12 protein-coding genes are annotated in these 12,539 nt (G+C 54.9%); 9 read left to right on the top strand and 3 right to left on the bottom strand.

The features are described 5' to 3' along the window. Window position 1: 1 nt before the first annotated feature. On the bottom strand, window positions 2-1,162 hold the full coding sequence (metB, locus tag ACR8BF_RS00830) for a cystathionine gamma-synthase (protein ID WP_434745436.1): 1,161 nt from the start codon (window positions 1,160-1,162) through the stop codon (window positions 2-4). 273 nt (window positions 1,163-1,435) lie between these two features. Between metB and metJ the strand changes: the two genes are divergently transcribed. After that, window positions 1,436-1,753 carry a met regulon transcriptional regulator MetJ gene (gene metJ / locus ACR8BF_RS00825; RefSeq protein WP_009088019.1) on the top strand — a complete coding sequence of 106 codons (318 nt, stop codon included), beginning with the start codon at window positions 1,436-1,438 and terminating at the stop codon, window positions 1,751-1,753. A 78-nt stretch (window positions 1,754-1,831) separates the two neighbouring features. Here the strand turns inward: metJ and rpmE are convergent, their stop codons facing one another. Then, window positions 1,832-2,047, bottom strand: coding sequence for a 50S ribosomal protein L31 (gene rpmE, locus ACR8BF_RS00820; protein ID WP_003851227.1), 216 nt, complete (start codon window positions 2,045-2,047; stop codon window positions 1,832-1,834). Window positions 2,048-2,272: 225 nt separating this feature from the next. Between rpmE and priA the strand changes: the two genes are divergently transcribed. The 6 genes from priA to rraA all read left to right on the top strand — a co-directional run bounded on the left by priA (window position 2,273) and on the right by rraA (window position 9,432). After that, window positions 2,273-4,468, top strand: coding sequence for a primosomal protein N' (gene priA, locus ACR8BF_RS00815; RefSeq protein ID WP_434745435.1), 2,196 nt, complete (start codon window positions 2,273-2,275; stop codon window positions 4,466-4,468). A gap of 164 nt (window positions 4,469-4,632) precedes the next feature. Next, a complete protein-coding gene (cytR, locus tag ACR8BF_RS00810; protein ID WP_179899257.1) occupies window positions 4,633-5,670 on the top strand; it encodes a DNA-binding transcriptional regulator CytR in 1,038 nt (345 codons plus the stop codon). A 152-nt stretch (window positions 5,671-5,822) separates the two neighbouring features. After that, entirely contained in the window at window positions 5,823-6,821 is a 999-nt protein-coding gene (gene ftsN / locus ACR8BF_RS00805) for a cell division protein FtsN (protein ID WP_434745434.1), read from the top strand. 88 nt (window positions 6,822-6,909) lie between these two features. Beyond that, window positions 6,910-7,440, top strand: coding sequence for an ATP-dependent protease subunit HslV (gene hslV, locus ACR8BF_RS00800; protein ID WP_003851234.1), 531 nt, complete (start codon window positions 6,910-6,912; stop codon window positions 7,438-7,440). 10 nt (window positions 7,441-7,450) lie between these two features. After that, the gene (gene hslU, locus ACR8BF_RS00795) at window positions 7,451-8,788 is read left to right on the top strand and encodes an HslU--HslV peptidase ATPase subunit (protein ID WP_090967185.1); all 1,338 of its coding nucleotides are present in this window, start codon (window positions 7,451-7,453) and stop codon (window positions 8,786-8,788) included. 158 nt (window positions 8,789-8,946) lie between these two features. Then, a complete protein-coding gene (gene rraA / locus ACR8BF_RS00790; RefSeq protein ID WP_003851240.1) occupies window positions 8,947-9,432 on the top strand; it encodes a ribonuclease E activity regulator RraA in 486 nt (161 codons plus the stop codon). Window positions 9,433-9,485: 53 nt separating this feature from the next. Here the strand turns inward: rraA and zapB are convergent, their stop codons facing one another. Continuing rightward, window positions 9,486-9,725 (bottom strand): cell division protein ZapB, encoded by a 240-nt coding sequence (gene zapB / locus ACR8BF_RS00785; protein WP_003851242.1) that lies wholly within the window; start codon window positions 9,723-9,725, stop codon window positions 9,486-9,488. A gap of 405 nt (window positions 9,726-10,130) precedes the next feature. Between zapB and ACR8BF_RS00780 the strand changes: the two genes are divergently transcribed. Continuing rightward, a complete protein-coding gene (locus ACR8BF_RS00780; RefSeq protein ID WP_434745433.1) occupies window positions 10,131-10,982 on the top strand; it encodes an MIP/aquaporin family protein in 852 nt (283 codons plus the stop codon). A 30-nt stretch (window positions 10,983-11,012) separates the two neighbouring features. Continuing rightward, complete coding sequence (gene glpK, locus ACR8BF_RS00775; RefSeq protein WP_179899254.1) at window positions 11,013-12,524, top strand: glycerol kinase GlpK; 1,512 nt, start codon at window positions 11,013-11,015, stop codon at window positions 12,522-12,524. Window positions 12,525-12,539: the final 15 nt, after the last annotated feature.

The raw sequence follows: 12,539 nt of genomic DNA, 5'->3' as shown, positions 1-12,539 counted from the left end.
CTTAACCCTCGGCTGCGACCCGGAATGCATTATCCAGATCGGCAATTAAATCTTCGTGATCTTCAATACCGACAGAAATCCGTAGCAGCGTATCGGAAATGCCCGCTGCCGCGCGTGCTTCTGCCGACATCCCCGCGTGCGTCATGGTGGCGGTATGGGAGATCAGACTCTCTACTCCGCCCAGCGATTCCGCCAGCGTAAATAGCCGCAACGCTTTCAGGAAGCGGCGCAGCAGCGCCTCATCACCGTCGATTTCAAAACTCAGCATCGCGCCAAAGCCGCGCTGCTGACGTACGGCATGTTCGTGTCCGGCGTTTTCCGGCAGCGAAGGATGATACAACTTTTTCACCCGCTTCTGCTGCTTCAGATACTCAACAATCGCAAGTGCGTTGCGTTGTGCCGCTGCAATACGCGGCGACAGTGTACGAATCCCACGCAGCAGCAGATAGCTGTCAAACGCCGCGCCGGTCACACCAATGTTATTAGCCCACCAGGCCAGGTCGGTCGCCAGTTGCGGATCTTTGGCAATCACCGCGCCCGCCACCACATCGGAGTGGCCATTGAGGTATTTGGTACAGGAGTGGATCACCAGATCAGCGCCCAGCGCCAGAGGGTTCTGCAGCGCCGGACTCATAAAGGTGTTGTCCACCACGCTGATGGCACCTGCCGCACGCGCGGCGGCGCAAATTGCACTGATATCCACTACGCGTAGCAGCGGATTGCTGGGGCTTTCAATCAGCACCAGTTTAGGACTTTCATCCAGTGCCGCCTTAAGCGCCACCGGATCGCCCTGATCGACAAATTTCACCCGATACGCGCCGCGCTTGTTCAGGCTGTCAAACAGTCGATAGCTGCCACCATAACAGTCGTGTGGCGCAACCAGCAGATCGCCAGGCTTCAGGAACACTGTCGTGACCAGGTGAATCGCCGACATCCCGGTATTGGTTAATACCGCGCCCGCTCCCCCTTCCAGTTCGGCCAGGGTACGCTGTACGACATCACGAGTGGGGTTGCCACGACGGGAGTAGTCATGCGCACGCGGTTCATTGAAATCCAGGAAGTTATAGGTGGTCGAGAGGTGAATGGGCGGGACAACGCAGCCATATTGCTCGTCATCATTCAAACCGCTGCGCACTGCGATGGTTGCCGGTTTACGGGTCATGAGCGAATTGTTCCTGAAGAGTGAATAAAAGGTAGGCCACAGGATATCACCCCCTAATTAGACGTCAATACATCTGGACATCTAAATGTCTTTGCGTATAGATTGAGCAAAAACGCAATAACCGCTAAAATTATGCGTCATCGCCTGGCGTTCCCCTCTGCAATGCAGTGGTAGTGAGCGAAGAAAACCCGCCATATCAGGGGCCAGGCAGGAAAAAATCAGGCATAATCCGCTGATTTCCTCACATTTAACGTTTATTAATTAAGGTAACCCATGGCTGAATGGAACGGCGAATATATCAGCCCGTACGCTGAGCACGGTAAGAAGAGCGAGCAGGTTAAGAAGATTACAGTATCTATCCCATTGAGCGTGCTGAAGATTTTAACGGATGAGCGTACCCGTCGTCAGGTAAACAACCTGCGTCACGCCACCAACAGCGAGCTGCTTTGCGAAGCCTTTTTACATGCCTTTACGGGCCAACCGCTGCCGGATGACGTCGACCTGCGCAAAGAGCGCAGTGATGAGATTCCGGAAGAAGCAAAAGCAATCATGCGCCAGATGGGTGTCGACCCGGATACCTGGGAGTATTGATCTTTCAGCCATAAAAAAACCCAGCCGAAGCTGGGTTTTTCTTGCCGCCGAACCCGCAGGTTCAGGTGCCTTTTAATCTTATTTTTTAGCGCCCGGCACGCTGAAACGCTTGTTAAAGCGGTCAACACGGCCACCAGTTGCCACTTCACGCTGCTTACCGGTATAGAACGGGTGGCATTTGCCACAAACGTCCAGGTTCAGTTCGTGAGTCAGTGTTGAACGGGTGTGAATCTCGTTGCCGCAGGTACATTTGATAGTAACTGCTTCGTATTTCGGGTGAATACCTTGTTTCATGGGAAACCTCATAGAAGGCCGTGTCGCTCTCCGTGCCAGGCGTTAACCTGCACAGCACCACACGCGGTTGAACATTATAGGGTGTACTCCGGCCAGATCTTTCTCACCGAAGGCGGCATATTATACAGGTAACTTTCGATTGCTGCAAACTTCTGCTGAGATACCCGCCGTCAGGGTCAGCGTGTACACTAGCTTACCCTATGATTATGCCGGAAAGAGAGAGTTATGCCCGTAGTCCAGGTCGCCCTGCCCGTCCCCTTGCCCCGCCTGTTTGATTATCTGCCGCCACAGGGTGCGCAGCCGGTCATCGGCGGTCGCGTGAGTGTGCCCTTTGGCAATCGCAGGATGATCGGGATTGTGGTCGCCTTTCGTGACAGCAGCGATCTGCCGGAAGCACAACTCAAGCACGTGATCGAGGTACTGGATAGTGAGTCTCTCTATCCGCCCTCACTGTGGCGCATTCTTAACTGGGCCGCCAGCTACTATCACTCGCCGCAGGGAGAAGTGCTGAGCCACGCGATTCCGGTACTGCTGCGCCAGGGCAAAGCGGCGCAGGACAATCCACTGTGGCGCTGGGAAATTACCGAGCAGGGCCGGGAAACTGCACCAGAAAGTTTAAAGCGGGCACCTAAACAGCAGCAGGCACTGGCTGCTCTGCGTCAGCAACCGCTCTATCGTCATCAGGTCACTGAACACGATCTGACGGAGGCGACACTGCAGGCACTGCGGGCCAAAGGGCTATGCGAACTGCATGAGCATCAGCCGCAGAGGCATGACTGGCGTACCACCTATGCCGTGAAAGGTGAACGTCTGCGACTGAACACCGATCAGGCGATGGCCGTCGGTGCGATTCGGGCAGATGATGAACATTATGCAGCGTGGCTGTTGGCGGGTATCACCGGTTCCGGCAAAACTGAGGTCTACCTTAGTGTGCTGGAAAATGTGCTGGCACGCGGTAAACAGGCGCTGGTGCTGGTGCCGGAGATTGGCTTAACCCCACAGACTATCGCCCGTTTTCGCGAACGTTTTGATGCGCCCATCGATGTGCTGCACTCTGCCTTAAATGACAGTGAGCGGCTGGCGGTGTGGTTACGTGCACGGCGCGGCGAAACGGCGATTGTGATTGGCACGCGATCGGCGCTGTTTACGCCGCTGGCCCGTCCTGGCGTCATCATTATTGATGAAGAGCATGACAGCTCTTATAAGCAGCAGGAAGGCTGGCGCTATCAGGCGCGTGACCTGGCTGTCTTCCGCGCCCATGAAGAGGATATCCCGATTGTCATGGGATCGGCGACGCCCGCGCTGGAAACACTGCACAATGTGCGTAGCGGCAAGTATCGCCAGCTCGACCTGACAAAGCGTGCCGGTAATGCCAGACCGGCACTGCAACAGCTTATCGATTTAAAAGGTGTGCAGCTAATCGGCGGCCTTGCACCGGGCCTGATTGGTAAAATGCGCCAGCATCTGCAGGCCGATAATCAGGTGCTGCTGTTTCTTAACCGCCGCGGCTTTTCGCCCGCCCTGCTCTGTCACGATTGCGGCTGGATTGCCGAGTGTACCCGATGTGACCGCTATTACACGCTGCATCAGCATCATCGCCAGCTACGCTGCCACCATTGTGACAGCCAGCGTCCACTGCCTAATCAATGCCCGCAGTGTGGCTCAACCCATCTGCTGCCGGTAGGTGTCGGGACAGAACAGCTGGAGCAGCAGCTCGGCACACTCTTCCCTGGCGTGCCGGTGTCGCGAATCGATCGTGATACCACCAGCCGCAAAGGCGCGCTGGAGCAGCATCTGGCTGATGTCCATCGCGGTGGCGCACGTATTCTGGTCGGCACGCAGATGCTGGCCAAAGGCCACCACTTCCCCGATGTCACGCTGGTGTCACTGCTGGATGTCGATGGAGCACTGTTCTCAGCCGATTTTCGTGCGGCGGAACGCTTTGCGCAGCTCTATACCCAGGTCGCCGGTCGCGCTGGCCGTGCCGGCAAACAGGGCGAGGTGCTGCTGCAGACGCACCATCCGGAACATCCGCTGTTGCAGACGCTGCTGCACCAGGGTTATTCGGCGTTTGCTCAGCAGGCGCTGCTGGAGAGACAGGCAGTTCACCTGCCGCCCTGGAGCCGCCATGCGTTGTTCCGCGCGGAAGATATGGATAATCAGCAGGCGGCGGAATTCCTGCAGCAACTCCGCAATCTGCTGGAGGCGAGCCCGCTAAATGACAAGGCGATGTGGTTTATGGGTCCATTGCCTGCTCTGCAGCCAAAACGCAGTGGACGCTGGCGCTGGCAACTGCTGCTTCAGCATCCTTCCCGGCAGCGTCTGCAGCAGTTGCTGAGCAGTTCATTGCCGCTGGTTTCCACGCTACCCGCCGCGCGCAAAGTGAAATGGACGCTGGATATTGACCCGACCGAGAGCTGATTTTTTCTGACACTGCGAGCCAGATCGAAAAATGTCGCATAAGTCACAATTTTTATGCAAATTAAGTAACAACCAGCCGGGCAATCGTTAACAATGTTGCCCGGTTTGCTTTCAGGTCAGGCAAAAACAGAATCGAACGCGCCATAACGCGTCAGGAGCATGTGTTGGAGCAGAATCAACAATCGCCCGCCGCCACGATGAAGGATGTCGCGGAACACGCGGGCGTCTCAACCGCCACCGTATCGCGTGCGCTGATGAATCCAGAAAAGGTTTCTGCGGCCACCCGCCATAAAGTCGAGCAGGCGGTTGCCGCCGTCGGCTATGCGGCACATGGCCCCACACGCAACGCGCGTCGTAATGAGACACGTACCATCCTGGTCATTGTCCCTGACATCTGCGATCCCTTCTTTAGTGAAATCATTCGTGGCGTCGAAGTCACAGCAGCCGAAGAGGGCTATCTGGTACTGATCGGCGACTGCGCCCATCAGAATCAGCAGGAGAGAACCTTTCTCAACCTGATGGTCACACGACAGATCGATGGCATGGTGCTGCTTGGCTCACAGCTGCCTTTTGATGCCAGCATTGATGAGCAACGTAACCTGCCACCCATGGTGATGGCGAATGAGTTTGCGCCGGAAATGTCGCTGCCCACGGTTCACATTGATAACCTGACCGCCGCGTTTGAAGCGGTGAATCATTTACTGCAGTTGGGCCATACGCAGATCGCCTGTATCGCCGGACCGGAAGAGATGCCGCTCTGCCAGTATCGTCTGCAGGGATATGTTCAGGCGATGCGCCGCAGCGGGCTGACGGTCGATCCCACTTATATTGTGCGCGGTGACTTCACGTTTGAGGCGGGCGTTGCCGCCATGAATCAGCTGATGACGCTGCCGCTACCGCCGCGTGCCCTGTTCTGCCACAGCGACATTATGGCATTGGGGGCGATGAATCAGGCCAGACGCTGTGGATTGCGGATACCTGAAGATCTCTCTGTGGTCGGATTCGATGACATTGAGTTATCACGTTACTGCGAGCCGCCGCTGACCACGGTCACCCAGCCACGCTATCAGATAGGCCGGGAAGCGATGCTGCTGCTGCTGGATGAGTTAAATGGTAAGCGGGTGATCAGCGGTTCGCGGTTGCTGGATGCCGGATTGACCATCCGGGGCAGTACAGCGCGAGCAAAAAAGCGCGAGAAATAAGCATTTTCGTCTGTTTTTTTCAGTAGATTCTTAAGGCGAACACTGCTGGTCAAAGTTCCGACCCTTAAGTAACATGGCGGACTCCTTGCCGGGCGCGTAAAAATCATCATTTCGCCCATCTGGCACTATTTTTGAAGGGTATAAGAACGAGAGTGGCACAAAAAGATTACGTAGGCCGCGGGCGTTCAACAGGGACGCGTCGCAAAAAAAGCCCCAGCCGTGGCAAGAAGAGCAAAGGCGGTTCGGGAACATCTAAACTGATGATTGTACTGGCGGTCGCAGTGTTGGTGACCTTTGCCGGTGGTTTATGGTTCCTGGCGCATCACAAGAAAGAAGACGTGCCGGTCATTACGGATCATAAAGCCAACGGCAATGGCTTACCGCCGAAGCCCGAGGAGCGCTGGAAATATATTAAAGAGCTGGAGAATCGTCAGGTTACTGTGCCGACCCCTATCGAACCCTCTTCGGGTGGCGAAGTGAAGTCGCAGACCCAGCTGACCGACGAGCAGCGCCAGTTGCTGGAGCAGATGCAGGCGGATATGCGTCAGCAGCCGACGCAGCTCAATGAAGTGCCCTGGAATGAACAGACGCCGGCGCAACGTCAGCAGACACTCCAGCATCAGCAGCAGTTGCAACAGCTGCAACGTCAACAGCAGCAGGTTCAGCAACAACAGCAGCAGCAACAGGTTCAGCAACAACGCCAGCAGTTGCAGGCTCAGCAGCAACAGCAACGCCAGCAGCAGTTGCAGCAACAACAACAGCGTCAGCAACAATTGCAACGTCAGCAGCAGCAGCAGCAGCAGCAGCAGCAGCAGCAGCAAAACGTACAACGCCAGTCGCAACCTGCGCCTATAACGCGGGAACCGGAAGTGGAGTCAAAACCGCAGGAGACCGCGAAGGCGAAACCGGTGGAGAAAGCCTCTTCGCAGCGCTGGATGGTGCAGTGTGGTTCATTTAAAGGTACTGACCAGGCTGAATCGGTGCGTGCGGGCTTAGCTTTTGAAGGCTTTGAAAGCCGCATTACTACCGGTGGGGGCTGGAATCGCGTCGTGATTGGTCCGTATAAAGATCGTGCATCCGCTGACAGTACCCTGAAACGTCTGCGCAGTTCCGGACATTCCAGCTGTATTCCGCTCTCTGTCGGGGGTTGAAACCCGTCAAACCCGCCCCATATCTGTTGCATGATACTCCGCGCCCCGTGCGCGGAGTCCTTTTCCGACAGCAACAAGGGGTCTGCCCGTGACAACAATAGTAAGTGTACGACGCAACGGCCAGGTAGTCATTGGCGGTGATGGCCAGGCTACGCTCGGCAATACCGTGATGAAAGGCAACGTAAAAAAAGTGCGTCGTTTATACAATGATAAGGTGATTGCCGGATTTGCTGGCGGCACCGCAGACGCCTTCACCCTGTTTGAACTTTTCGAACGTAAACTGGAAATGCATCAGGGCCACCTGGTGAAAGCAGCGGTGGAGCTGGCCAAAGACTGGCGTACCGACCGTATGCTGCGTCGCCTTGAAGCCTTACTGGCCGTCGCGGATGAGTCAGCCTCACTGATCATCAGCGGTAACGGTGACGTCATCCAGCCTGAAAACGATTTGATCGCCATCGGCTCCGGTGGGCCTTTCGCCCAGGCAGCGGCACGTGCGCTGCTGGAGAATACCGAAATGGGCGCACGCGACATCGTCGAGAAGTCGCTGAATATCGCGGGTGATATCTGCATCTACACTAACCACAACGTTAATTTCGAAGAATTAACGTCTAAGGCGTAAAGGTATAAATATGTCTGAGATGACTCCACGCGAAATCGTCAGCGAATTAAACCGCTTTATCATCGGCCAGGACAGCGCCAAGCGCGCCGTGGCTATTGCACTGCGCAACCGCTGGCGCCGCATGCAGCTCGACGAAGAGCTGCGCCATGAAGTGACCCCTAAAAACATTCTGATGATCGGTCCGACCGGTGTCGGTAAAACCGAGATCGCACGTCGTCTGGCCAAGCTGGCCAATGCACCGTTCATCAAAGTCGAGGCGACTAAATTTACCGAAGTCGGTTATGTCGGTAAGGAAGTGGACTCTATCATTCGTGACCTGACCGATTCGGCCATTAAGATGGTGCGCAGTCAGGCGATTGAAAAGAACAAATATCGTGCCGAAGAGATGGCAGAAGAGCGCATTCTTGATGTGCTGATTCCGCCAGCGAAAAACAACTGGGGCCAGTCAGAACAGAGCGCTGAACCTTCTGCGGCACGCCAGTCGTTCCGCAAGAAGCTGCGCGAAGGCCAGCTGGACGATAAAGAGATTGAGATCGATCTGGCTGCCAGCAGCCCAGGCGTCGAAATCATGGCCCCTCCAGGCATGGAAGAGATGACCAGCCAGCTGCAGTCGATGTTCCAGAACCTCGGCGGCCAGAAGCAGAAAGCCCGCAAGCTGAAGATCAAAGAAGCGATGAAGCTCCTGATCGAAGAAGAAGCGGCAAAACTGGTTAACCCGGAAGAGCTTAAGCAGGATGCGATTGAAGCGGTCGAGCAGCACGGTATCGTGTTCATCGATGAGATCGACAAAATTTGTAAGCGCGGCGGCCAGAATGCGGGCGGACCCGATGTCTCTCGCGAAGGCGTTCAGCGCGACCTGCTGCCGCTGGTTGAAGGCTGCACCGTCTCCACCAAGCATGGCATGGTGAAAACTGACCACATCCTGTTTATCGCCTCAGGTGCGTTCCAGGTTGCCAGCCCTTCCGATCTGATTCCGGAACTTCAGGGCCGTCTGCCGATTCGTGTTGAGCTGCAGGCGCTGACCGTCAATGATTTCCAGCGCATCCTGACCGAGCCGAATGCCTCGATTACCGTGCAGTACAAAGCACTGATGAATACCGAAGGCGTGAACATCGAGTTCACCGAAGAGGGTATTCGCCGGATCGCTGAAGCCGCATGGCAGGTTAACGAAACCACCGAAAATATTGGTGCGCGCCGCCTGCATACCGTGCTGGAGCGTCTGATGGAAGATATCTCGTATGACGCCAGCGATCGTCATGGTGAATCCTTTACCATCGATGCTGACTATGTGGCTAAACATCTGGATGAACTGGTGGCTGACGAAGACCTTAGCCGCTTCATTCTCTGATTCACGGATTCAGCGCTTTTCCGAAGCCCAGCCCACCCGGCTGGGCTTTTTTATGCATGTTCTTGATCGAACGATGCTTTTTTCATACTGATGATTTTGCCAACAATCTGCATATAGCGATATACTTACCCTTCCTGTGGCAAACAGACGAAACCCTTATGAAATACGATACATCTGAACTCTGCGATATCTACCATGAAGAAGTGAATGTTGTTGAACCGCTTTTTTCAAACTTTGGTGGGCGCACTTCATTCGGTGGTCAGATTACCACAGTGAAATGCTTTGAAGACAACGGCTTACTCTACGATCTGCTGGAAGAGAATGGTCGGGGTCGCGTACTGGTGATTGATGGCGGCGGCTCAGTGCGTCGTGCGCTGGTCGATGCCCAACTGGCACGCCTGGCGGCAACTAATGAGTGGGAAGGCCTGGTGGTTTACGGTTCGGTACGCCAGGTTGATGAGCTGGAAGAGCTGGAGATTGGCATTCAGGCCATTGCCGCGATTCCGGCAGGCGCTGCAGGTGAAGGGATTGGCGAAAGCGATGTGCGTGTCAATTTCGGCGGCGTCACCTTCTTCTCCGGCGATCATCTTTATGCCGACAACACCGGTATCATTCTGTCAGAGGATGCGCTGGACCTCGAATAAGCCAGACATGAAAACGGGTGCCAGAGCACCCGTTTTTCACATCAGCTGAGGCTTCAAACCTCTTCCATTTTTCCCAGCAATGCACGCAGACGTTCCTGCCACACGTGTTGCTCTTCTTTCAGATGCTGATTTTCACGCATCAGCGCATCGTGGTTGCCCGCGACTTGTTGCGCATCGTTACGCAGTGAGTTGTTTTGCTCTTTCAGCTCTTCGATTTCCATCTGCAACAGGGTGATGGTATCAATCGCCTGCTGTACTTTCGCTTCCAGTTTCTCAAACACTTCAAATGACATCTTTCTGACCTCTCCTAAATTCCTGCAAGGCGTTGATGATGCCAGCTTAAGCCAGCAACGTTGTCCCGATTGTATGTAGCCTCACCCCTCAAGTCCAGCAACGTGGCCGCTGCGAGCGCAGTCTGTAACACTTTTCAGCCAATCCCTGAATTTACGCTGCGCTTACTGTTGCTGCTTTTCGGCAAGGGTCCACTCTTCCTGTAATCAGGCGCGAATATGGGCTAAGGAAAGCCAGAATACGCGAAAACGCGCATTTTTATGACGCAGTACACAAAAAACGATTTCGCTATTTCTCGTTTATGTTCGTTAACGATAAATTCACATCAGCCCTACATTAAAACGGGGTGCCTCATGGACTGAGAACAAAAACTGATAAAATTTAACCTCGCTTCAGGAACCACTATTATGAGTCAGACAACTAACACGCTCAAAGGTCAGTGTATTGCCGAATTTCTGGGGACAGGCTTGATTATTTTCTTTGGTGCAGGCTGTGTGGCTGCACTGAAACTCGCCGGTGCCGCCTTCGGTCAGTGGGAAATCTGCATCATCTGGGGCTTAGCGGTCTCAATGGCTGTCTATCTTACCGCTGGGGTATCAGGTGCCCATCTGAACCCTGCCGTTACGGTTGCGCTTTGTCTGTTCGCCAACTTCGAAGGCCGTAAAGTGGTCCCGTATATTCTGGCGCAAATCGCCGGAGCATTCTGCGCGGCCGCGCTGGTTTATGGTCTCTACTACAGCCTGTTTGTCGATTACGAACAAAGTCATCAGATGGTACGCGGTACGGTTCAGAGTCTGGATCTGGCGGGTATCTTCTCAACCTATCCTAACCCGCACATCAGCGTCGGTCAGGCGTTCCTGGTCGAGATGGTCATTACCGCCGTGCTTATGGCGGTGATTATGGCGCTGACCGACGATGGCAACGGTGTTCCGCGTGGACCGATGGCGCCGCTGTTGATTGGCCTGCTGGTCGCTGTTATTGGTGGCTCAATGGGTCCGCTGACCGGCTTTGCTCTTAACCCGGCGCGTGATTTCGGACCTAAGCTGTTCGCCTTCTTCGCTGGCTGGGGTAACGTTGCCTTTACGGGTGGTAAAGATATTCCTTACTTCCTGGTCCCTATTTTTGGCCCGCTGGTCGGTGCCTGCCTGGGTGCAGTAGGTTATCGCACACTGATTGGCCGCTACCTGCCAGGTGCCGCGCAGGAACCCAGTGTTCCAGCAGAAAAACCGGTTGCACGCGCTCAGCAGCGTAAAGCGTAAGTTTCACTTTTTATCATCAGGACTGAATTTATGACTACCACAGATAAAAAATATATTGTCGCGCTCGATCAGGGCACAACCAGTTCCCGCGCCGTCGTTCTCGACCATGACTCCAATATCGTCGCGGTATCGCAGCGCGAATTCACCCAGATCTACCCGAAAGCGGGTTGGGTAGAACATGACCCGATGGATATCTGGGCTTCACAAAGCTCGACGCTGGTCGAAGTGCTGGCCCATGCCGATATCCGCTCTGATGAGATTGCGGCAATCGGTATTACCAACCAGCGCGAAACCGCTATTGTCTGGGAAAAAGAGACCGGCAAACCGATCTACAACGCCATCGTCTGGCAGGATCCCCGCACCGCTGACTACTGTCACAAACTGAAGAAAGAAGGTCTGGAAGAGTACATCCAGCACACCACCGGTCTGGTGATTAACCCTTACTTCTCCGGTACAAAAGTGAAGTGGATTCTGGATCACGTTGAAGGCTCGCGTGAGCGTGCAAAACGTGGCGAGCTGCTGTTCGGTACCGTTGATACCTGGCTGGTATGGAAAATGACTCAGGGACGCGTGCACATCACCGACTACACCAACGCCTCCCGTACCATGATGTTCAATATTCATAAGCTCGAGTGGGATCAGCGCATGCTGGATATCCTGGATATCCCGCGTGAAATGCTGCCAGAAGTGAAGTCCTCTTCTGAGGTTTACGGCCAGACCAACATTGGTGGTAAAGGCGGTACACGTATTCCTATCGCCGGTATCGCCGGTGACCAGCAGGCCGCACTGTACGGACAGCTCTGTGTACAGCCTGGCATGGCAAAAAACACCTACGGTACCGGCTGCTTCATGCTGATGAACACCGGTACGGAAGCGGTGACCTCGACTCACGGCCTGCTCACCACTATCGCCTGTGGCCCGCGCGGTGAAGTGAACTATGCACTGGAAGGTGCTGTATTTATCGGTGGTGCCTCTATTCAGTGGCTGCGTGATGAGATGAAGCTGATCAGCGAAGCGGCTGACTCTGAATACTTTGCGATGAAAGTGAAAGATACCAATGGCGTTTACATGGTGCCTGCTTTCACCGGTCTGGGCGCACCTTACTGGGACCCGTATGCCCGTGGCGCGATCTTCGGTCTGACCCGCGGCGCAAACTCTAACCACATCATCCGCGCGACGCTGGAGTCAATCGCTTATCAGACGCGTGACGTTCTGGAAGCGATGCAGAACGATGCCAATACCCGCCTGCAGGCCCTGCGCGTGGATGGTGGTGCGGTATCCAACAACTTCCTGATGCAGTTCCAGGCTGACATCCTTGGCACCCGTGTTGAGCGTCCGGAAGTGCGTGAAGTAACCGCGCTGGGTTCTGCGTATCTGGCTGGTCTGGCTGTTGGCTTCTGGCAGGATCTGGATGAAGTACGCTCTAAAGCCGTTATCGAGCGTGAGTTCCGTCCAAGTCTGGAAACCACCGAGCGTAACTTCCGTTATGCTGGCTGGAAAAAAGCGGTTGCCCGCGCCCAGGCATGGGAAGAACAGGAGTAATATCAACGCCCGCGA

Source organism: Candidatus Pantoea rara (genome assembly GCF_051136265.1).
Taxonomy (GTDB): domain Bacteria; phylum Pseudomonadota; class Gammaproteobacteria; order Enterobacterales; family Enterobacteriaceae; genus Pantoea; species Pantoea rara.
This window is presented reverse-complemented; position numbering and strand designations above follow the sequence as displayed.

What these genes read in the sequence shown, in the direction of transcription:
- zapB (WP_003851242.1), bottom strand. Translation starts at nt 9,725, where the DNA reads ATGTCATTTGAAGTGTTTGAGAAACTGGAAGCGAAAGTACAGCAGGCG.
- hslU (WP_090967185.1), top strand. Translation starts at nt 7,451, where the DNA reads ATGTCTGAGATGACTCCACGCGAAATCGTCAGCGAATTAAACCGCTTT.
- rpmE (WP_003851227.1), bottom strand. Translation starts at nt 2,047, where the DNA reads ATGAAACAAGGTATTCACCCGAAATACGAAGCAGTTACTATCAAATGT.
- metB (WP_434745436.1), bottom strand. Translation starts at nt 1,162, where the DNA reads ATGACCCGTAAACCGGCAACCATCGCAGTGCGCAGCGGTTTGAATGAT.
- priA (WP_434745435.1), top strand. Translation starts at nt 2,273, where the DNA reads ATGCCCGTAGTCCAGGTCGCCCTGCCCGTCCCCTTGCCCCGCCTGTTT.
- ACR8BF_RS00780 (WP_434745433.1), top strand. Translation starts at nt 10,131, where the DNA reads ATGAGTCAGACAACTAACACGCTCAAAGGTCAGTGTATTGCCGAATTT.
- glpK (WP_179899254.1), top strand. Translation starts at nt 11,013, where the DNA reads ATGACTACCACAGATAAAAAATATATTGTCGCGCTCGATCAGGGCACA.
- metJ (WP_009088019.1), top strand. Translation starts at nt 1,436, where the DNA reads ATGGCTGAATGGAACGGCGAATATATCAGCCCGTACGCTGAGCACGGT.
- rraA (WP_003851240.1), top strand. Translation starts at nt 8,947, where the DNA reads ATGAAATACGATACATCTGAACTCTGCGATATCTACCATGAAGAAGTG.